Origin of the sequence: Nocardia sp. XZ_19_369 (assembly GCF_015355715.1) — a bacterium.
In the GTDB taxonomy this organism is placed as follows: domain Bacteria; phylum Actinomycetota; class Actinomycetes; order Mycobacteriales; family Mycobacteriaceae; genus Nocardia.
Map to the genome: position 1 here is coordinate 79,062 of NZ_JACVED010000002.1, position 18,332 is coordinate 97,393.

20 protein-coding genes are annotated in these 18,332 nt (G+C 65.7%); 10 read left to right on the forward strand and 10 right to left on the reverse strand.

Annotation, left to right across the window (positions count from 1 at the left end; genetic code table 11):
• Window positions 1-35 precede the first annotated feature (35 nt).
• The 3 genes from IBX18_RS06640 to IBX18_RS06650 all read right to left on the reverse strand — a co-directional run bounded on the left by IBX18_RS06640 (window position 36) and on the right by IBX18_RS06650 (window position 2,532).
• The gene (locus IBX18_RS06640; protein ID WP_194832850.1) at window positions 36-632 is read right to left on the reverse strand and encodes a hypothetical protein; all 597 of its coding nucleotides are present in this window, start codon (window positions 630-632) and stop codon (window positions 36-38) included.
• A gap of 56 nt (window positions 633-688) precedes the next feature.
• Window positions 689-1,267: a hypothetical protein gene (locus tag IBX18_RS06645; protein ID WP_194832851.1), complete on the reverse strand. Its 579-nt coding sequence runs from the start codon at window positions 1,265-1,267 to the stop codon at window positions 689-691.
• A gap of 617 nt (window positions 1,268-1,884) precedes the next feature.
• On the reverse strand, window positions 1,885-2,532 hold the full coding sequence (locus tag IBX18_RS06650) for an MspA family porin (protein ID WP_228540571.1): 648 nt from the start codon (window positions 2,530-2,532) through the stop codon (window positions 1,885-1,887).
• Window positions 2,533-3,007: 475 nt separating this feature from the next.
• Between IBX18_RS06650 and IBX18_RS06655 the strand changes: the two genes are divergently transcribed.
• Window positions 3,008-3,955 carry a D-alanyl-D-alanine carboxypeptidase family protein gene (locus tag IBX18_RS06655; protein ID WP_228540572.1) on the forward strand — a complete coding sequence of 316 codons (948 nt, stop codon included), beginning with the start codon at window positions 3,008-3,010 and terminating at the stop codon, window positions 3,953-3,955.
• Between the two features lie 23 nt (window positions 3,956-3,978).
• Here the strand turns inward: IBX18_RS06655 and IBX18_RS06660 are convergent, their stop codons facing one another.
• The gene (locus IBX18_RS06660) at window positions 3,979-4,461 is read right to left on the reverse strand and encodes a sigma-70 family RNA polymerase sigma factor (protein ID WP_228540573.1); all 483 of its coding nucleotides are present in this window, start codon (window positions 4,459-4,461) and stop codon (window positions 3,979-3,981) included.
• 240 nt (window positions 4,462-4,701) lie between these two features.
• On the opposite strand from IBX18_RS06660, the gene IBX18_RS06665 reads away from it, so the two are divergent.
• Both IBX18_RS06665 and IBX18_RS06670 read left to right on the forward strand, forming a co-directional pair.
• Window positions 4,702-5,274 (forward strand): AraC family transcriptional regulator, encoded by a 573-nt coding sequence (locus IBX18_RS06665; protein ID WP_194833772.1) that lies wholly within the window; start codon window positions 4,702-4,704, stop codon window positions 5,272-5,274.
• A gap of 142 nt (window positions 5,275-5,416) precedes the next feature.
• Window positions 5,417-5,872, forward strand: coding sequence for an ATP-binding protein (locus IBX18_RS06670; RefSeq protein WP_194832853.1), 456 nt, complete (start codon window positions 5,417-5,419; stop codon window positions 5,870-5,872).
• 9 nt (window positions 5,873-5,881) lie between these two features.
• Here the strand turns inward: IBX18_RS06670 and IBX18_RS06675 are convergent, their stop codons facing one another.
• From IBX18_RS06675 to IBX18_RS06690, 4 genes are all read right to left on the reverse strand, one after another.
• Window positions 5,882-6,247 carry an STAS domain-containing protein gene (locus tag IBX18_RS06675; RefSeq protein WP_194832854.1) on the reverse strand — a complete coding sequence of 122 codons (366 nt, stop codon included), beginning with the start codon at window positions 6,245-6,247 and terminating at the stop codon, window positions 5,882-5,884.
• A 73-nt stretch (window positions 6,248-6,320) separates the two neighbouring features.
• The gene (locus tag IBX18_RS06680; RefSeq protein ID WP_194832855.1) at window positions 6,321-6,647 is read right to left on the reverse strand and encodes a DUF3618 domain-containing protein; all 327 of its coding nucleotides are present in this window, start codon (window positions 6,645-6,647) and stop codon (window positions 6,321-6,323) included.
• A gap of 140 nt (window positions 6,648-6,787) precedes the next feature.
• Window positions 6,788-7,213: a hypothetical protein gene (locus IBX18_RS06685; protein WP_194832856.1), complete on the reverse strand. Its 426-nt coding sequence runs from the start codon at window positions 7,211-7,213 to the stop codon at window positions 6,788-6,790.
• Window positions 7,210-8,022: an Imm49 family immunity protein gene (locus IBX18_RS06690; protein ID WP_194832857.1), complete on the reverse strand. Its 813-nt coding sequence runs from the start codon at window positions 8,020-8,022 to the stop codon at window positions 7,210-7,212. Before IBX18_RS06690 ends, IBX18_RS06685 begins: the two co-directional genes overlap by 4 nt.
• Before the next feature lie 177 nt (window positions 8,023-8,199).
• Here IBX18_RS06690 and xylA point away from each other — a divergent pair, with 177 nt between their 5' ends.
• Together xylA and IBX18_RS06700 are read left to right on the forward strand one after the other, a co-directional pair.
• The gene (gene xylA, locus IBX18_RS06695) at window positions 8,200-9,381 is read left to right on the forward strand and encodes a xylose isomerase (RefSeq protein WP_194832858.1); all 1,182 of its coding nucleotides are present in this window, start codon (window positions 8,200-8,202) and stop codon (window positions 9,379-9,381) included.
• 115 nt (window positions 9,382-9,496) lie between these two features.
• Window positions 9,497-10,627: an ROK family protein gene (locus tag IBX18_RS06700; protein ID WP_228540667.1), complete on the forward strand. Its 1,131-nt coding sequence runs from the start codon at window positions 9,497-9,499 to the stop codon at window positions 10,625-10,627.
• A gap of 850 nt (window positions 10,628-11,477) precedes the next feature.
• Here the strand turns inward: IBX18_RS06700 and IBX18_RS06705 are convergent.
• Window positions 11,478-11,834 (reverse strand): hypothetical protein, encoded by a 357-nt coding sequence (locus tag IBX18_RS06705; protein WP_194832860.1) that lies wholly within the window; start codon window positions 11,832-11,834, stop codon window positions 11,478-11,480.
• A 463-nt stretch (window positions 11,835-12,297) separates the two neighbouring features.
• On the opposite strand from IBX18_RS06705, the gene IBX18_RS06710 reads away from it, so the two are divergent.
• On the forward strand, window positions 12,298-13,515 hold the full coding sequence (locus IBX18_RS06710) for a hypothetical protein (RefSeq protein WP_194832861.1): 1,218 nt from the start codon (window positions 12,298-12,300) through the stop codon (window positions 13,513-13,515).
• A gap of 12 nt (window positions 13,516-13,527) precedes the next feature.
• On the forward strand, window positions 13,528-14,019 hold the full coding sequence (locus IBX18_RS06715; protein WP_228540574.1) for a hypothetical protein: 492 nt from the start codon (window positions 13,528-13,530) through the stop codon (window positions 14,017-14,019).
• Here the strand turns inward: IBX18_RS06715 and IBX18_RS06720 are convergent.
• Window positions 13,990-15,441 (reverse strand): MFS transporter, encoded by a 1,452-nt coding sequence (locus IBX18_RS06720; RefSeq protein WP_194832863.1) that lies wholly within the window; start codon window positions 15,439-15,441, stop codon window positions 13,990-13,992. The genes IBX18_RS06715 and IBX18_RS06720 overlap by 30 nt on opposite strands.
• Window positions 15,442-15,689: 248 nt before the next feature.
• Here IBX18_RS06720 and IBX18_RS06725 point away from each other — a divergent pair, with 248 nt between their 5' ends.
• The 3 genes from IBX18_RS06725 to IBX18_RS06735 are packed head-to-tail and all read left to right on the forward strand — an operon-like array spanning window position 15,690 to window position 18,297.
• Window positions 15,690-16,646, forward strand: coding sequence for an isopenicillin N synthase family oxygenase (locus IBX18_RS06725; RefSeq protein WP_194832864.1), 957 nt, complete (start codon window positions 15,690-15,692; stop codon window positions 16,644-16,646).
• Window positions 16,643-17,383 carry a hypothetical protein gene (locus IBX18_RS06730; protein WP_194832865.1) on the forward strand — a complete coding sequence of 247 codons (741 nt, stop codon included), beginning with the start codon at window positions 16,643-16,645 and terminating at the stop codon, window positions 17,381-17,383. Before IBX18_RS06725 ends, IBX18_RS06730 begins: the two co-directional genes overlap by 4 nt.
• Window positions 17,368-18,297 (forward strand): methionyl-tRNA formyltransferase, encoded by a 930-nt coding sequence (locus IBX18_RS06735; protein ID WP_194832866.1) that lies wholly within the window; start codon window positions 17,368-17,370, stop codon window positions 18,295-18,297. The genes IBX18_RS06730 and IBX18_RS06735 overlap by 16 nt, the downstream gene beginning before the upstream one ends.
• Window positions 18,298-18,332: the final 35 nt, after the last annotated feature.

Sequence of the window (18,332 nt, forward strand, 5' to 3'; positions counted from 1 at the left end):
AGCAGTAGCGAACTGTGTCCTCGGTCCGGGCACGTCTACTGAACCCGGATGGTGGGGCCGGTGCCCGGCCGGAGGGCGGTCATCCCTGAGACCCCGAAGCTGCACCCTGGCAGTGTGTCATCGAGGGTGCCTTGAACAAGGCCCGCGAGTTGTTCGGGCCCTACGGTGTCGGAGCGCTGCACGCCGAAGACGACGAAGTTCACGGCGGGTTTCTGCCCAGCGGCGAGTTTGTCGTTCGCGGCAATTTCGTCCAAGGTCTGACTGCGGAAGCACACCGCGACCACGGTCCATGCGCTGGTGTCTTCGGGCATGGCCATGATGGTTCGTGACGGACCGCCGGACGCATCGACGACCCAGACGTCGCCAACGTGGTCAGAGAACACCGATTGCGGATAGGCGACCTTGGTCAGCGCGTTCTGCAATGTCTGGCCACGCAGGTCGGTCTTGGTGACAGAGAAGATCTCCTGGTTCAATTCCACGCTGACCCGCGGCGGCGGTGCCGGTTTGAGCCAGTAGTACCCCAGTGAACAGGCCAGGGCGAGCACGATCACCGCGAGCGCGGCCAGGATGTACCGCCGTCGGCGACCACGCGGCTCGGCAGTCGATGCCGGGGAGGTATCCGTGTCGGTCATAGCGACTCCTGTGCTGGATGAGGATCCGGAACGGTGTCAGCGAAGTCGTGCGACATTCAGTTTCCTCCGATCGGGTGCGGAGTGATCGGATTGGGTTCGACCGGCAGTATCTCCGGTGGGGGTGCCGGGAAGCCATTAGGTGCGCCGGTCGGCCCGATGCGGTAGGTGCTGCCGTCGGGGAACAGCGCCTCCTTTTGCTCGGTGAACATGTACTGCCCGGTCTTGGCGTCGTAGCGTTCGACTTCGTATACGACGCGTTGATAGGTCGGGTATGCCGAGAGGGTTTCCCCAGCCTTCATCGGTATAGAGGGGGCCTTGCCGCCGGTTTCTCCGATGGTGAGTGACTCGGTATCAGCCACCGACTGTGATACCTGTCCGCTGGCTTTCAACGCGCCGATCGTCGCGTCTACTCCGAGCTGGCCGGTCTTGGTCACCGTCCGCGATGTCGTCGTTGTCTTGGTGACCGAGCAAACGATGCCATCGCTGGCTGCCGAGCAGTTGTCGTACGGGGTTGCGCCCGTTGGTGTATAGCCCGGCTGGGACTGTTTCACGGTCACTTTATAGGTGTAGCTATTGTGGCAGCCCTCGCTGAACGACCATTCTCGCTCCTCTCCGCAGCGGGAAGCGGGGCGCACGGGAAGTTGATCACGGATCGGCCGAGGTGAGTGCTCCGGCGATGGGACTGCGGGCCGAGCAGGCGGCAGTGAAGGAATCAACGGTGCGTCAGGCTCGGGTGCTGTGCCGGGCGCGCCACCGGGGTTTGCGGTGTTGTCCGGCAGTGTCGTCCCGGGTTGCCTCTGCAGCGGTGGTTGGGGTGCGTCATTGCCCGGCGGGAAATCCTTACTGCCCGGCGCCGGGACGATGGGTATTCCGTTGCCGGGACCGACCGGTGGGGGCGTGAGTGCACCCGCGCGAGACCCGCCGCCGGTGCCGGGCTGGTTCGGTGCCCAGGTCGGCAGCGGCGGTTGTGAGGGGGCGGGAGGTTGGGAGGGTTCGGGGACATCGACGCACGGCCAGCCCGGATGCATCTGCTGCCACTGCTCACACGGAATGTAGGGCCCTGCGGACGCAGGCGGGGCGGCGGGATCAATAGTGGTGAGTACGGCCAAGCCCACCAGCAGCGACCCTGTCGTAGCGAGGGTGGCACCGGTGCGCCGCCATGTTCTCCAGCGTCCCCGGCGGCTCACGGTCGCCTGGTATATCGAACGCCCGCGCTCCTGAATGCGGTTGGCGGGCAAGGTCTTTGCGCTGCTCACAGGTACACCGGGTCGCCGTAGACGGTGACGGAGTTGTCCGCGGCAGGGGTCGAGATCCGCGCGGTGGCGTAGGAGCGCAGACTCACCGGACCCATGCAGGCGTCGATTTTGACCTGGACTTGTTCGGCGGTGATCGACGCGCGCGGGCCGGCCAGGGGTTTGGTGCCGAAGTCGATGGTGGCGATGGATCCGGGTTTGAGGGTCGTGGAGATGTTCGGTGACACCGACGCGCTCGCACCGAGGCTGACGCTAGGCGGCCAGCTGATGTTCAGTGAGGCGTTCGGGCCGACCGAGAACCCCATGCCCAGGGTGAGACCCGTGGACACATCGACCTGGCAGCCGATCTGATACCCCAACGCCAGCGAACCGGCCGAGACCGGCGCAGTTCCCGCGCCGGTTATTTCAGCGATCGCCTTGAGGCTGACAAAGCCCTCGCGGGTGAACATGGTCGAGGCCAGATTCGGATACCGATCCAGGTTCTCCTCGGTCTTGGTGACCGCGAGAGTCCACCCGTCATCGGTGACAGTTTCCCGATGCTTGTCGGCCACCGAGTCCGCACCGGCAACACCCGCAGCCCACATCCCGGCCAGCAGCACGGTACTGCTCGCGGCGGCGCACGCCACGGTTCGCACAGTCCTCCCCATCAGTCCCTCCCCTTCCGAAATCTCGCCAGCAAATTTGTAGCTATCTTGCATGATCGTCATTTCAAATGGCGCGGAATGTGAGCACTGCCACTGTTGACGGCCGGTTCACGCTTAGGTCGGGCGCGACGGCCGATTGACGTGAATAGAGCTCTGGCTTTGTGGGATTGGACGGGACCGATAGCCGCCGATGGGCTGGAAACCGAGGTGAGGGTGTTCGAACCGTTACCGACCGCGATCTAGGCGATCTTTGATTGCGGCTGTCGCCGTGGACGATACCGTCCGGTCCGCGCGGCAGGGAGGGTGCGTGATGGCGAACAGATGCTCTTCGCGTCGGCCCGACGGCGGCATTTGCTGCGACCATCGAACGTGTCCGGGGCGACAGCGCTGAATTGACGCTCGTCGGATGCGGAAACGCGGGTCGATTCGGGCGATCAAATCCCGCTGATCTGCGAAGTAGGGCGGCAGAATGTCGGCCATGCATACATTTGCCCGATTGTTGCAGAGCCTGGTCGCCGGAGTGCTGCTCGTGGCAGTCGGGCAGGGCGTCGCGGCTACCCCCGCGCAGAGCGAGGTGTTCTGGCCGCAGCTGCCGCAGGGCCAGGTGTCCTGGCCGCAATTGCCGTGGACGAGTACCGAGCCGGATGGCGTGCAGGCGCCGGCGGCGGCGCTGGCGGAGGGGATCGCCGGTACGGTGCTGTGGTCGCGGCAGCCGAACACGGTCGTTCCGATAGCCAGCATCACCAAGGTGATGACGGCACTGGTGGTGGTCAACGCCGGGGACCTCGAACGGACGATCACCGTGCCGCACGAGAGCATCGCCTACTGCGTCAGGCACGACGGAAGCACCGCAGGTCTTGCCCCCGGTGAGGTGCTCACCGCACGCCAGCTCCTCTACGCGATGATGCTGCCGTCGGGCTGTGACGCCACCTACGCGCTGGCTGAGGCGTTCGGTCCCGGCCAGCACGGTTTCATCACCAAGATGAACGACACCGCGCGTCAAATGGGCCTGGCGGGAACGCATTTCACCGATCCCAGTGGTCTTCCCGTCCCGAACGACGACTCCAATTCCTCCACACCGGCGGACTTGGTGACCCTGGGCCTGCGCGCGATGAGCCAACCGGTGTTCCGCGACATCGTCGGGACGCACAGCTATCACCTGCCCGCCGGCCCCGGCAACCGCGAGCACCACTGGCGCACCACGAATCTGCTGCTGGGCGACTATCCCGGGGCCGTCGGCATCAAAACCGGATACACCGACGCTGCGGGAACGTGCCTGCTGTTCCAGACGGTCCGCGCCGGAATACCGTTGATCGGTGTGGTCTTGCACAGCTCGACCCACGGCGCCGTCGCCGCGAAGGACGATGCCGAGCGCATGCTGGACTGGTTTTATGGCCCGATCTTCAGCGCGCTGCCGATTGGTTAGCGGTCCAGCGGTACTGCAGAAAGTCAGTCTTCTCGCGGCAGCGCGCGTGCTCTGAGCTGAGCCAGCGTTCTGCTGATGATGCGGGAGACCTGCATCTGCGAAACGCCCAGGCGCTCGGCGATCTGTGCTTGGGTTTGGTCGCCGAAGAACCGTAGATGCAGCACGAGCCGCTCGCGGGGTGGAAGTTCATCGAGCAGCGGAGCGAGCGTGAGCGCCTCCTCGGTGATCCGGTAGCCGCAGTCTTCTGCGCCCAGGGTGTTGGCCACGCTGGGCGCGTACTCGTCATCGCTGTCGTAGGCGGAGGTGTCGAGCGAGTCGCTGGTGTAGGCGTTGGCAGCGAGCATGGCCTGGGTCGCCTCGAGCAGGTCGACGTCGAGTTCGATGGCGATCTCGATAGCGGTCGGCATCCGGGACAGCCGATGGCACAGCGTTTCGATGGCCGGGGCCAGGGCCAGCATCGGCAACGGCGGTCGGCGCGATGCGTCGGCGCATATTCGACGCGACATGCTCGGCCCTGTCATCTTGGATCAGTTGGATCTCGGATTCGACATGAGTTACGACGCCGATCGGCTCGGGAAGGTATGTCTGTGTGCCGTGCATACCGGCACGATCGAGCAGGCTTACCGCGAATCGGGCCGGAACGTGTTGAACGCCGGGGAGATCGGGTTGCTGAGCGCACCGGACCTGCCGCACCGCGGGCTGATCCGCTCGGCCCGGTACAGCATCACCATGTTCGATGCGCCTTGTTGGCCAGGGTTGGCGCGCCCGCCGAGGCGGGACTGCCCATTCAATTGTCCGGGCGTCGGCCGCTCACCGCAGGTGCGGGACACCGCCTGGCTCGAGTGGTCGAGCATCTGCGGCAGGTCGCGGCGGACCCGGCGGCGGGCGATCTCGTCGCGGCGACCTCGGCGGACTACCTGGTCGCGACCGTGCTCGACACCATGCCGACCACGGTTGCGATCGAACCGACCGCGGCCGACCGGCGGGACGCCCACCCGGACGCGGTGCGCCGCGCCCTCGCCTACCTCGAGTCCCACCTGCGCGACGACCTGTCCGTCGCCGATATCGCCACGGCCTCGTCCGTCACGGTGCGGGCACTGCAGTTGGCATTCCGCAGACACCTCGACACCACGCCCTTGGCGCACCTGCGGCGGCTGCGCCTGGATGCGGCCCGTCAGCAACTCCGTGCGGCCGGTCCTGGTAACAGCACCACCGTGACCGCTGTCGCGTACGACTGGGGATTCACGCATCCGGGACGCTTCGCGGTCGCCTACAAGCGCACCTACGGCGAGCACCCGAGCCGAACCCTGCACAGCTGACCGATCGTCCAGCTGGGAGCGAGTTTGCCGTTTGGAGAAGCGGCGGTTGGGCCGCCCGCGCCGGGCGAGAGCTAGGTTTCCTGGCAGGCTTCATGGGTAGCCAGACGTTATCTTTGGCCAACGGCGAGCGGAGGAAGCCGGAATGAGGACGCCCGCGTGGCCGATCCCGAGCGGTGATGAGCAGGGCTTGGAGTTCGATCTCGACGTCACGCCGGACTGGCGGATTCGGGATGCGGTACGGACGCTGCTCGCACCTGACGACAGTGTCGTCGTCGAGGACGCGGTCCTGGTCACCGATGAGATGGTCGCCAACGCTCGCGAGCATGCCCGCCCACCCTGGCGATGCCGCCTCACGGTGTTCGCGGGCTCGGGTCGGCTGCGGATCGAGGTCGACGACAGCGGACCGGGGGATCCCTATGTGCGCGAACCAGACCTCACCGGCGGGCGCGGGATGCTTCTGCTCGACCGCCTGGCCCTCGCCTGGGGAGTCGTGCACCATCAGCGATTCAAGACGGTGTGGGCTGAGCTTCCGCTCGATCGCCCCCGGCTTTCACCCGTGGCCCCGGCGCCAACGCCCGATCCGGCACCCGGTTCATAGACGTCCGAGTCACGCGGCGAGGGCGTCGTCCACGCTGTGGTAGAGAGCCAGGAACCGCTCGAGACCCGAGATTTCGAGGGGACGGATGACCGGACGGTTGGCGTCGACGACGATCCGCAGCGGCTCCTGACGGTTCTCAGCTTCCCTGCTGGTCGCGGCCAGGGTCGTCAAGCCCGCGCCACCCAGGAATCGCACATCGGTCAGATCGAGCACGCAGAACGCGGCGCGGGTGCGATCCAGCCCGGCCCGGACCGCCGTCGCCAACTGCGCAGCCGTGTCGGTGCCGACCTCACCTTGTATCGCTACCACCGCAACCTCGCCGACCATCCGATGCTCGACCCGCAACGGCGACAACTCCCGCTCACGCTCAGTCACCTGGGCACTATAAAGCCACCGTCGGCGCGAAACTCGAACTTTGCCTGCGCCGCGATCGGCTTACTCGTCCACCTCATCTGCTCCGGCGGTCGCGCAGGATCAGCCATCCGACCAAGGCCGCGACAACTACCGCGATTGCGGCGGAAAGTGGCACTCGCCTGCTGTTTGCCACGGCCGCGAGCTGGACTGCCCTTTCTTGGGCGACGCAGGTTACCCCGGTCGCTTTCGCGCGGGCGGTTTCGGCGGTTTCCCGCAGTCTGCCCTCGACCCTTCCGCGAACATCGAGCTTGTCGGTCAGTTCCGCGATGGTCTGGCCCAATTCCTCGCGGGTCAGGTCGCGGTCGGCCCGCAGCAGTTCCGTCTCGGGTGACTCAGCAGACGGGTTTCTCTTATCGTTCATCGCTGTTGTCCGTTCTCGATCGCCGGGAAGCGGCTCGTACAAGACCGAAATGGCCCGCTGCGCGATTCCCAAACCCGGCGTCTTCGCCGGGTCTCGACCGGCACGGCACGATGCCGCCGCATGGTGTGGCCACTGTGTGGTCAGAGCGGGTTCACCACGGCCCGCCAGCCGCCGTCGTACTCGGCCGAGAATCGACCCGACGGTGCGTGACTATCGGCGACGGCGAGTGCAGCGGCGGTCCGGACCGCGGTCTCCTCGATGTCGGTGAGGTTGAGCTGAACATGGGTGACGTGGACAACCAGGTCCGATACGTCGACTCCGATTCGGGAGAGCAGACCGAGCCCGTCCTCGGCCCCGCGCAGCGCCGCGTCGACGAGTTCCGGGTCGAACCGCGGTTGGATCGAGCTGGTATCGGCTTGGTCTACGGCCCAAAAAGTCTGGCTTCGAACGGGTTTCGTTCCGCCGCGCACCGCCACCGTCACCTCGCCGAAGTAGCCGATCCCGCCCTTTTGGCGCTGCAACCGGTAGTGCCCGCGCTTGCTCGGGAACTCGATCGGATCGGTCATGACTTCCAGTCGACGAATCGCCTTGGTAGATAGTCGGATTCGACGGCTGCCGGGAGCTTCAGATCATGTGCCAGCGCGGCGAGTGCCAGCAGCGGCCAGGCGATACGGGACCGCGGCGGGTTGCCCACCGCGTCGGCGAGCTCCTGGCTGATGTCCTTCTTGGCGGCGAGTCGCTCGATGATCCGGATCCGCGGCAGCCACGCCGAATCTGCCGGTGCCTCGGCGATCCGCTCCAGTGCGGGCGGGAGCAATTGGGCGACAGCGGCTTTGACGTCCTTGTTGCGTGGCCAGCGGGCCCGCTGCAGCAGCGCCGACAGGGCGGCGGCGTAGGCGTAGGGCACGCGCAGTTCCGCGGCATCGGTCGGTGTCCACAGGTTCGGGTGGTACATAGTGTGGAACTGGCTGCGCAGGTAGAAGTCACGCGGACCGTTGCGGCAGATCAGCGTCAGTTCGAAGGCTTCGATCCACTCGTGCACCGAGGGTGTGCCGAGCTCTTCGTCGCGGCCCGTGGTCACCGACATGCGTAGCAGCGGTAGCTCGCACCGCGCCGTATCGGAGGTGTGCCGTAGCCGCGCGCCGAAATATGAGCTGGTCGCGTTCGACAACGTCAGCACGGCGGGCCGTGCGTGCCGGTGCGTCATTGCCGGGTCCTCGGCCGCCATCGCTTCGAGGTAGTTCCACAAAGCCTCGATCATGGTCGGCAGTCCCGCCGCGCCGACCCGATCCGTCGCTCCCGCAGCACGATCCAGCTCGTCGTACAACGCGGTCAGGGTGGCACTGTCGGTTCGTGGTGAGGGGGCGGCACTCATGCGACCAACATAGTGGGTGGAGATGCGCCACCGATCCGGCGATCGACGCAGCTCGCGGTGCCGACCCCAAATGGCCTGTCGCACAGACAAATGACTTCGATTCCAGCATCTGAGGGCGAGGCGGCCGGTACGCTCGAACGTACTTAGTTCAATATCTGAATTAACTCTAGGATCGATATGGTTGCGCCAACTCCTGCCGACAAGTTCTCCTTCGGATTGTGGACGGTGGGGTGGCAAGGGAGGGACCCGTTCGGGGACGCCACCCGACCGGAACTGGACGCGGTCGACGCGGTGCATCGACTCGCGGAGCTGGGCGCCTACGGCCTCAGCTTCCACGACGATGACCTGATCCCGTTCGGCGCGTCCGCCACCGAACGAGACCGCCGCATCGCGCGACTGCGGACGGCGCTGGCGGAGACCGGGCTCGTGGTGCCCATGGTGACCACCAATCTGTTCACCCATCCGGTGTTCAAGGACGGCGGGTTCACCAGCAACGATCGGCAAGTGCGCCGGTTCGCGATGCGCAAGGTCCTGCGAAATGTGGAGTTGGCGGCCGAGCTGGGCGCGCGGACCTACGTGCTGTGGGGCGGGCGCGAAGGCGCGGAGTACGACAGCGCCAAGGATGTGCGCGCGGCGCTGGACCGCTACCGCGAAAGTCTCGATGTGCTCACCGGATTCGTGCGCGACCGCGGATACGACCTCCGGTTCGCGATCGAGCCCAAGCCCAACGAGCCACGCGGCGACATCCTGTTGCCGACCGTCGGGCACGCGCTGGCGTTCATCAGCACGCTCGCGCATTCCGAGTTGGTCGGGGTCAATCCCGAAGTGGGGCATGAGCAGATGGCTGGATTGAACTTCGCGCACGGCGTCGCGCAAGCGCTGTGGCACGGCAAGCTGTTCCACATCGACCTCAACGGCCAGCGCGGCATCAAATACGACCAGGACCTGGTCTTCGGGCACGGTGACTTGATGAACGCCTTCGCCTTGGTCGACCTGCTGGAGAACGGCGGGCCGGACGGTGCCCCCGCCTACGACGGGCCACGGCACTTCGACTACAAGCCGTCACGAACCGAAGACCTTGCAGGAGTGTGGGAGTCGGCCGCTGCCAACATGCGGACCTATCTGCTGTTGCGCGAGCGCGCCCGTGCCTTCCGCGCGGATCCCGATGTGCGAGAAGCCTTGGCGACCGCAGGTGTCGATGAGCTGCGTACCCCGACGCTGGCGGTGGGGGAGACCTACGCCGACCTGCTGATCGATGAGGAGTTGGCGAAGTTCGACGCCGACCGCGCGGGGGAGCGCGGATACGGCTTCGTCCGGCTGAATCAGCTTGCGCTCGAACACCTTATCGGCGCGCGGTGAGCGCTGAGGGCCAGTGGTGCCGGGCCACTCGGTTCCGCGAGCGATGACGCGGCTGTCCAGCCCTGTGCACCTGCGACAGGTGCGGACCGGGAACTTCCAGGCGGTGCTGGTGGCAATGTTGGACGGCCCGGCGTCGCGGGCCGAACTCGCCCAGCGCACGGGCCTCACCAAAGCTACCGTCGCCAGCCTCGTGGAACCCCTACTGCAGCAACAGATTCTCGCCGAAGGCGCCGTGCTGAACACTGGACGTGGCCGGCCGTCCCGGCCACTGCACTTCGCCGCCGCAGGACCCGTCGCGATCGGCGCGGAAATCAACGTGCGGCACCTCGCCGTCACGGTGCAGCGGCTGGACGGCTCGACCGAATTCGAACAGCGAATCGAGGTGGACAACCGCCACGCGGCCGCAGCCGACATCGTGCCCCGGCTCGCCGACCTGATCCGCACCGCGATCGCCGCATGCGGCCGGGACCCACTCGGAATCGGTCTCGCCGTACCCGGCATCGTCCAGGACGGAACCGTCGTGTATACCCCGAATGTGCCTGGCCTCAACGGAATTCGACCAGGCGACCAGCTTGCGGCTGATCTCGGACGACCGGCGACGGACGTGGCGGTGGACAACGAAGCCAATCTAGCCGCCCTCGCCCACGTTTGGCCACACCGAATGTCCGGCGACGACTTCGTCTACGTCTCCGGCGATGTCGGCATCGGCGCCGGAATAGTGATCGGCGGAGCCATGTTTCGCGGCCGAAGCGGTTTCGCCGGCGAACTCGGCCACGTCACCATCGCCCGCCCCGGCCGCCCGTGCCCCTGCGGCAGCCACGGCTGCGTGGAGCAATACGCCGGACTCCACGCCATCCTCCGCACCGCAGCCAAGCGCAACCTTGACGCACTCCTACACGCCCTGGACCACGGCGACATCCGCGCCCTCACCGCCGTCGAGACCGCAGGCGAGGCCCTCGGGGCCGCCCTCGCCTCCCTGATCAACATCTGCGACGTCGCAACCGTAGTCCTCGGCGGCAGCTACGCAGCCTTGTTCGACCACCTCGCCCCTGCCGTCCGCACCGAACTCAGCACCGGCGTACTCGCCGCCACCCGCCGCCCCATCCAGCTCACCCTCTCTGCCTTCGGCAGCACCGCCGTCACCCGCGGCGCAGCCGCCCTCATCACCCGCCGCTCCTGCCTCGAACCAAACCTCTTGCTGCCGCCGAAGCAGTTGACGACCGGAGAACTACTGGGAGAGTCCTGATATCGATCAACTGGACCCACGCCTGACGTGTTCAACGAGAAGACGAGGAACTCCTAGGCATGGCTACGACCCGGAGTTCCGCCCGGTCACCTCGACCGCCCCGTGCACGGCCGACGGATCCGAGATAGTTGCGCTGTACGCCTCGGAGCAGGCCGTTACCGGCGGCGGCGCTACGGGACTCACGCTGGTGAAGTTCCGGACCGCGGACGGCACACGTACGGAAACAGCGCTGACGATGCCCGGCTTCACCTGGGAGACGCATCGCAGTTCGCTTGCGGTGCTGGACGACAAGCTCTACCGGGTCGCCAGGGACGGTGATGTGCTGTCCGTGCCACTCGTCGGGTCGACCACGGTGACGAAGGAGTGGACGTTGCACGGCCCACAGGAAGGTCGCGCTATCCGTACGCGGGCAGACGATCTCGACCATCAACTACGGAGAGAACGCCGAATTCTCCCAATACGACCTGGCTTCCGGACGCAAATCTCACGGCCCGATCCCGCTCGTCGGTCTATGACCGATCCACCTGTGTGCGACCGATGCCGGTAACCATCGGCGATCGCCACGCAGTCCAAGTGCACTGGGATGATTCGGAGGGATGGTGTGTCCTGGCATTCGAGGTGCCTCGGGAAGCGAATCTTCCTGATGCCGGCGGCCAAACGCTCATTTTCGAAGCCTCGTTGACCGCGCAACGATCCCGAACCGAGCTCTGTGACGAGTTGATCCGAGTGACGACCGCGGTAGCAGACTTCCTACCGCCGACTACCTGAGCAGTTGCGCCTTTCGATAGCCTGCGTCTGGTGAAGCGGCAGATCGCCGTCGCCGCGTCCGACCGCGACAGTTGGCTGGGTGTCAACTTGCGGCGAGGATTACCGCGCCGAGCATCGCCAGGCCGAAAGCGGTCAGGATGGCTAGCGCCAGTGCGCGGATCAGCCCTGGCCCGAGGGCGCGTGCGATGAAGTACCCTGCGCCGCCGCCGAGTGCCGCCAGTATGAGTCCCTCGCCTTTGACGAGGTAGTACACCGATGCCATTGCGGCATTGCCGAACTCTGCGATGCCGCGCGCGTCGTCACCGAACGGGACAGGGAACCGGTAGACGAGCCCGACCAGGGCCGCGGCAAGCGGAGCGGTCAGGACGGCGGTGATCAAACCCCACACGGCCACCGCACACAGCGCGGGCACACTCGTTCGGCGTTCTTCGATCTGCATGCTTGCCCACTCTCTGATCTCCGTAGGTGAATCGTAGAGTTTGCTGAACTTTTTCGACCGTGCAGGCAGCGAGGATCCACTTCCTCGGTCGAGGTGGAGGGGATAGCGGCAAGGCCCGATCTCCGGGCATCACCGCAGGTGACGAAGCCTTACGACTGGATCGCGCAGACTGTCATGCGATTTGGCTATAGAAACTCCGCTCGGTGAGCGAAAACATACACCAGGCAATCTCTTTACTCATGCTTTACCATGGGCGCTGCAAGCAGGTTCCATCGATCGAAGGGAAGCGCCATGAACGATCTGATCAAGACCCTCGCTCAAGATGCCAACTGGGAGAAGTGGGTCGAGGTGAACTCGGAGTCCGGGGCCAAGGACGGATGCATCTCCAAGGCGGGCTGCATCTCCTAGTCGCAAGCCGCGGGCCGGGCTGCTTGCTCGGCTCGGCCCCGGCTGCCCGGACACTATGACCGACACTCGTATCACGCGCCCGCTTCCGCACGAGTTCGTCGAGGCGACCCGCGACATCCCGTTCTACCGGGAATGGGCGGCGGCGAACTCCTTCCCGATCATCACGAAATCCGATCTCGCCGAGACCTTCCCGGATTCGTTCATGACTCCGCAGGTCCGCTCCGCACTGGAAACCGGTGCGGCGCAATATGTCTGGTCTACCGGTACGAATCACGCCCGGATGCCGCTCATTCGTCCCCCGCTGTTCTTGCTGAAGACCTATTACGCGGTCTGGCGCGATCATCCGGAGATCGGCGACACGTTTGCCGCCGGGGTGCCCCGAGTCTCTGTCACCACGCGGCTGGCGACCGACCATGTGGCGCGGGTCAACGAAGCCAAAGGTGGCGAGCCCTCCGATATCGCGCGGCGGTGGCTCGATGACCGGACCGTGTATGTCAATCAGGAGCTGGATCCGGCCGGCTGGTCGTCGGAGGCCGTCGATCGGATGGTCGAAGAGATCGATGCGGTTCGCTCCGAAAAGGGCGGCGGCCGTTACCATCTCGACTGCTCGTCATATCACGCCGCGTATCTGCTGCGTGCGGCGGGCGACCGGTTCCCGCACCCGGTCAGCGCGATTCACGGTTATGAATTCACACCCCGCAACGTCCGCCGCTTTCTTGCCGAACGGCTCGGCTGCCCGGTCGTCGAGCTTTTCGGAAGCACCGAGCTCGGTTATCTGTACTACGGCGATACGCAGGGTCGCTACCACCCGCACCTGATCGACATGGAGGTCGAACTGCAGCCGATCCCCGGCAGCCGTGGCATCCACAGCCTGGTCGTGTCGAGTATCCGCAACCCGTTCATGCCGTTGCTCCGGTACAACACCGGCGACTGTGTGCACACCGGCGACGGTTCAGCCGACCCGCGGCAGATCGTGCGATTCTGTGGCCGCGAGAAGGAACTCCTGGTCACCGACACCGCCATCACCTCGCAGGCGGAGCTCGACGATGTCATCGCCGACATCGGCCCGCAGGTGTTCGTTTACCAGCTGCGAGTCGACGGTTCGCAGGCGGAGCTGGCCTACACCACCTTCGACGGCACGGCCCTCGACCGTGCGTCCGCCGACGAGCTGGCAACTGCGGCAAGCGGATTGACCGGCGCGACGGTAGTGGTCGTGCACCGTACCCACATTCCGATCGGTAAGTCCGGCAAGTACGCCTGGCTGGTCCGCTGAAGGAGCATGCCGATGACCGAACAAGAGATTCTCGGCGACCTGTACGAGGAGACGGTTCGCTATGTGCGAGAACACAATCGGGTCGATGAGCCCACCGCCCGCATTCAGGTCCGTGAGGCGGTGCGTTACCTGACTCTCGTGTCCGCGCACCGCGACGAGCTCAGCGGTCTGTTCCTGCCCGTCGAACAGGCGATCGACGAGGTGTGGCACTACCTGATCCTGCAGACCCGCGAATACGTCGACCTGTGCGAGAACCGGCTCCCCGGCGGCTATTTCATCCATCACCGGTCGATCTCCTACGGTGACTACGGTCGGCAGCAGCCCTCGCGTGAGGTCATGATCGAACAGTTCTTACGTTGGATCCCGCTGTACTGCAGCAGATTCGGCGAGTTCGACGCCGAAGGTGGCAAGTGGTGGACGATGGTGCGCTTCCTGAACGAGCAGATGGGCCACAGCCTGCACGAGATCTCGTCGCTACAACCGGTCGACGCGCCCGGCACCTGATCGAAGACTTGCGATGATCACCACCGCAGCCAGCAGCACCTGCACCACCAGCACCGTCACCATCGCCGTCTGGTGCCCGGACGCCTGAACAACCACCCCGAACAGCGTTCCGAGAACTGCTGCGCCCGTAGCAATGGATACCTGCTGTGCGGTGAGCAGCACACCGCCACCCATCCCGGCCAGCTCCGCGGGCACGAGTGACAACATGTGCGCGTTCATCGAACCGAGCGTGATGCCCTGCCCGGTCCCGATCAGCAGCATCGCCACACATATCAGCGGCGCGTTCGCCGCGGTCACGCCGACTGCCATGCCTGCCAACCCGACGCCTTGTACCGTCGCCCCCAACGCGATCGCCCGGACACCGAGCCGACCACGGATCCGCGGCACCGCGAACGACGAAACCAGGAATCCCAGCGCCATCGGCGCGGTCAGTAGTCCGGCGACGACAAGCGAATGCCCCAGCCCCTCCTGCAATGTTTGCGGCAGGGCATAAAGGAATCCGCCCGCTCCCGCGAAGAACGGCAGCATCAGGGCCAGCGCCCATCGGAGGTCGGGATTGCCGAACATGCCCTCCGGCACCACGGCCGCCTTACCCGCGGCGGCGCATCGACGCTGATGGGCGAGCCAGGCCCAGCCGATGGCAACCGTGGCCACCGCGAGGGCGATGGTCCCCGCGCCGAGGATGGTCGACATCGACAGTGTCAGTAGGAAAGAGAGCACCGTCAGCGACAACAGTGCCGCGCCGCGCCCATCGATATATTGGCCGACATTCGGTTCGGTATCCGGAACCAGGCGGGGCAACAGCAGCAACGCGATGACCCCGACGGGAATGTTGATCAGGAACAACCACCGCCACGCACCACTGCCGCCCGCGAGCTCGAGCAGCGCACTGCCTCCGATGAGACCGACCAGCGCGGAAATTCCGCTCATGGACGAGTACCAGCTGATCGCCCGTTCCCGGCGCGCGTCGGCATGCGCGGTCACCAGTCCCAGCACCTGAGGCATCACGAACGCCGCCGTGGCGCCCTGCAGTATTCGGCTTCCCACCAGCACTTCGAAACTCGGTGCCCACCCACAGAGCGCCGAGGTGACCAGGAATCCCGCGACCGACACCCACAGCACTCGGCGACGTCCGAAGCGGTCACCGACCCGTCCACCGACAATCAGCAGCGAACCGAATGCCGCGATATATCCGACCAGCACCAGACTCAGCAGCGCCGACCCTTGCTCGATACCGAAGTCGCGCCGGATTCCGGGTAACGCCACACCCGCGATGAAGGTGTCCATCATCGGCACGAACGCGCAAGCCAGGATCAGCACAATTCCCGAAGTGCGCAATACTTGTTCGTCGTTTTTGCCTCCGGAGAACGAACCGGCCTGAAAATTCAGGTTGCGCAACACGTGCGAGTATCTGCCCACCACGCGCCGAACGCTACCCGCAGCAGCAAGAGAGCGCCGACTCTCCCCGGCCCGCCGTAGGGCGGCAGGCCGCGTCGAGTCGATCTGTCGTGACGCGGGGGCTGTATCCCTGAACTTCGGTGATCTCCAGTGAGCGGAAGGCTCTGGCGGCGACAATGGTGGCTTACGCGTGAGCCGGGTGGACATTGCCGTCCAGAACCGCTGGCGCGGTGGGTGTCTCGCCCACCTCGGAGCTTCGGAGGTGTTCGGGTATGGATGTCGCGACGGTGGACCTGTCTCGCAACGATCCGGCGGCGCGTAGGGATCTGCTGGCGGCGGCGCGCGATGTCGGGTGTTTTCGGGTGACCGGCCATGCCGTGCCTCGCTCGGTCACCGCGGAGATTCTGGCGATCACTCGGCGACTCTTCGCACTGCCGAGGGAGCGCCTGCGCGAGGTGGAGAACGTGAAATCGCCGCAGTTCCGCGGGTATTCGCGAGTCGGCGGGGAACATACGCGCGGGCGGCCGGATTGGCGGGAGCAGTTCGATGTCGGCCCGGAACGACCGCCGCTGGATCTGGGGCCGGACGATCCACCCTATTTGCGATTGATCGGGCCGAATCAGTGGCCGACGGCCTTGCCGGAACTGCGGTCCACGGTGCTGGCGTGGCAGGACGCGTTGCAAGCCGTCGGGGTGCAAGTGCTTCGCACCCTCGCCGCGATTCTCGGACAGCAACCGAGTTGGGTAGATCGGTGGTTCGACGACCAGGCAGCGGTGTACCTGAAGCTGCTGCACTATCCCGGTCGTGCCGAGACCGGGGATCGGCAGGGCATCGGCGTGCACCGCGACTACGGATACCTAGGGTTGTTGCAGCACGATGATGTCGGTGGACTCCAAGTGCGCACCCGCGACGAACGATGGCTGGATGTGCCACCGCGCCCAGGAGACTTCGTGGTCACCATCGGTGAGATGTTGGAGCGGGCCACCGGCGGCTATCTGCGGGCCGCACCGCACCGCGTGATCAGCCCGCCCGACGGTCGGGACCGCTACAGTGCGGCGTTCTTCCTCGCACCTCGATTGGACGCGGTGGTCGAGCCGATGCACCTGCCGCCCGGACTTGCGCAGCCGGTCTCCGCCGACCGGCAGTGTGCCTATGGTGAATCGGCGCTGGCAGGCTGGCTGCGGTCACATCCGAATGTGGTCGAGCGCTGGTACCGGGCGGTGCCATGAACACGACGGCACTGCTGGCAGCGCTGACCGAGCGGTTCAGTGCACTCGCCGAGACAGCCGAGCTCGTTCGCGCCAGCCGCGAGTTCCGTGAATCGGGCTTCACCACAATTGGTTTCCTCGCACCCGATACGGTGAAAGCAGCCGTCCGCGCCGAGGCCGAAGCGCTGATTACCGCACATGGGATTCGACGCGAACTCCGTCTCGCCGAAACCGGGCACACGCCACGGCGCATGCGTAACACGCGGCGCAGCGAGATCCATCGGCACGGCACCGTGATTCCCGCTCTCTACGAGTCCGAAGAACTGCGCCACGCAGTGGCCGCGATTGCCGGAGAACCAGTACTGCGCTGTCCTTACGAGCCCGAGCAGTTCGTCATCACCGAGCTGACTGCCTCAGGCGACACGCACGGATGGCATTGGGACGACTACAGTTTCGCTCTGGTGTGGGTCCTGGATTGTCCGCCCGTCGAGGAGGGTGGTTTCGTGCAGTATGTGCCGAATACGGTGTGGAACAAGGAGAATCCACGACTGCACAGTCAATTCATCGGCCGCTCGATTATCTCCGCTGAGCTGCGGCCAGACGATCTCTATCTGATGCGCACCGACACTTCGCTGCACCGGGTCTATCCGCTGCGCAGTGGTCGTAGGCTCATCCTCAATATGGCCTACGCCGCCCACCGCGATCTGGACAAGACCCTCAGCCACGAAACGATGGACACGTTGTGGGCACCGTCATGAAGGCAGTGTTCTTCGGTTACGGCGAAATCGGCGCGACCGTGCTGGGGCCGTTGGCTGCCCGGCACGAGGTGTCCGCCGTGGTCACCCATCGTCCCGAATTCGGCGGCTTGGGCGCCGGGCACGTGGCTGCGATCGCACATCAGCTCGGTCTGCGCACCTTGATCGCCGACGATCTGGCCGACGCACCGGAAGTTGTCCAAGCACTGCGCACGCTCGCACCCGAGGTGCTGGTCTCGGCGAATTGGCGGACCCGGGTGCCCGAAGACGTGCTGGCCATACCCTCGCTGTGTCCGCTCAACATTCACGATGCCCTGCTGCCCGACTATGCCGGATTCGGCTCGGTGAACTGGTCGATCCGCAACGGCGAAACCGCCATCGGCCTGACCGTGCACGTCATGGAACGGGATCTCGATACCGGTCCCATCGTGCATACCGTCACCGTGCCTATCGCATCCCAGGACACTGCGACTGTGGTGTATTCCGCCTTGTTGAAGGAATATCCGCATGCCGTGCTCACCGCCTTGGACCGCGTCGCCGCCGGTGTCACACCCGTCCCGCAGCGCGCCGGAGGGTCGTTCTACCACCGCATCACCGAAGCCGACACCCGCATCGACTGGACCCAGCCCACCACCCGGATCCTTGACCTCGTTCGCGCGCAAAGCGATCCATTTGTCAATGCGTGGTGTCTACTCGACGGCGGCAAGCTCTATATCAAAACCGCCACCTTCCCCGCCCGCACCTACCGAGGCACGCCGGGCCGGGTGGTCGCCCACGTCGGGGGTGGCGTCGCAGTGGTGTGCGGGCACAGCTGGAGCCCCGACGCGCACGGCGTCGTCCTGCTCGAGGTCGCCCGGCCGGGGGAGCCTGCTGGACCGGCGACCGACATTCTTGCCCCGCGGGCACGGTTGTCCTGAGCCGGCGCAGCCACGAGCCCCGCTGAGGCAATCGC

Coding starts and splice junctions, on each gene's coding strand:
- IBX18_RS06705 (WP_194832860.1), bottom strand. CDS start 11,834: ATGCAGATCGAAGAACGCCGAACGAGTGTGCCCGCGCTGTGTGCGGTG.
- IBX18_RS06730 (WP_194832865.1), top strand. CDS start 16,643: ATGAACACGACGGCACTGCTGGCAGCGCTGACCGAGCGGTTCAGTGCA.
- IBX18_RS06655 (WP_228540572.1), top strand. CDS start 3,008: ATGCATACATTTGCCCGATTGTTGCAGAGCCTGGTCGCCGGAGTGCTG.
- IBX18_RS06700 (WP_228540667.1), top strand. CDS start 9,497: ATGTTGGACGGCCCGGCGTCGCGGGCCGAACTCGCCCAGCGCACGGGC.
- IBX18_RS06650 (WP_228540571.1), bottom strand. CDS start 2,532: ATGGGGAGGACTGTGCGAACCGTGGCGTGCGCCGCCGCGAGCAGTACC.
- IBX18_RS06670 (WP_194832853.1), top strand. CDS start 5,417: ATGAGGACGCCCGCGTGGCCGATCCCGAGCGGTGATGAGCAGGGCTTG.
- IBX18_RS06660 (WP_228540573.1), bottom strand. CDS start 4,461: ATGTCGCGTCGAATATGCGCCGACGCATCGCGCCGACCGCCGTTGCCG.
- IBX18_RS06640 (WP_194832850.1), bottom strand. CDS start 632: ATGACCGACACGGATACCTCCCCGGCATCGACTGCCGAGCCGCGTGGT.
- IBX18_RS06685 (WP_194832856.1), bottom strand. CDS start 7,213: ATGACCGATCCGATCGAGTTCCCGAGCAAGCGCGGGCACTACCGGTTG.
- IBX18_RS06715 (WP_228540574.1), top strand. CDS start 13,528: ATGACCGAACAAGAGATTCTCGGCGACCTGTACGAGGAGACGGTTCGC.
- IBX18_RS06680 (WP_194832855.1), bottom strand. CDS start 6,647: ATGAACGATAAGAGAAACCCGTCTGCTGAGTCACCCGAGACGGAACTG.
- IBX18_RS06710 (WP_194832861.1), top strand. CDS start 12,298: ATGACCGACACTCGTATCACGCGCCCGCTTCCGCACGAGTTCGTCGAG.
- IBX18_RS06725 (WP_194832864.1), top strand. CDS start 15,690: ATGGATGTCGCGACGGTGGACCTGTCTCGCAACGATCCGGCGGCGCGT.
- xylA (WP_194832858.1), top strand. CDS start 8,200: ATGGTTGCGCCAACTCCTGCCGACAAGTTCTCCTTCGGATTGTGGACG.
- IBX18_RS06690 (WP_194832857.1), bottom strand. CDS start 8,022: ATGAGTGCCGCCCCCTCACCACGAACCGACAGTGCCACCCTGACCGCG.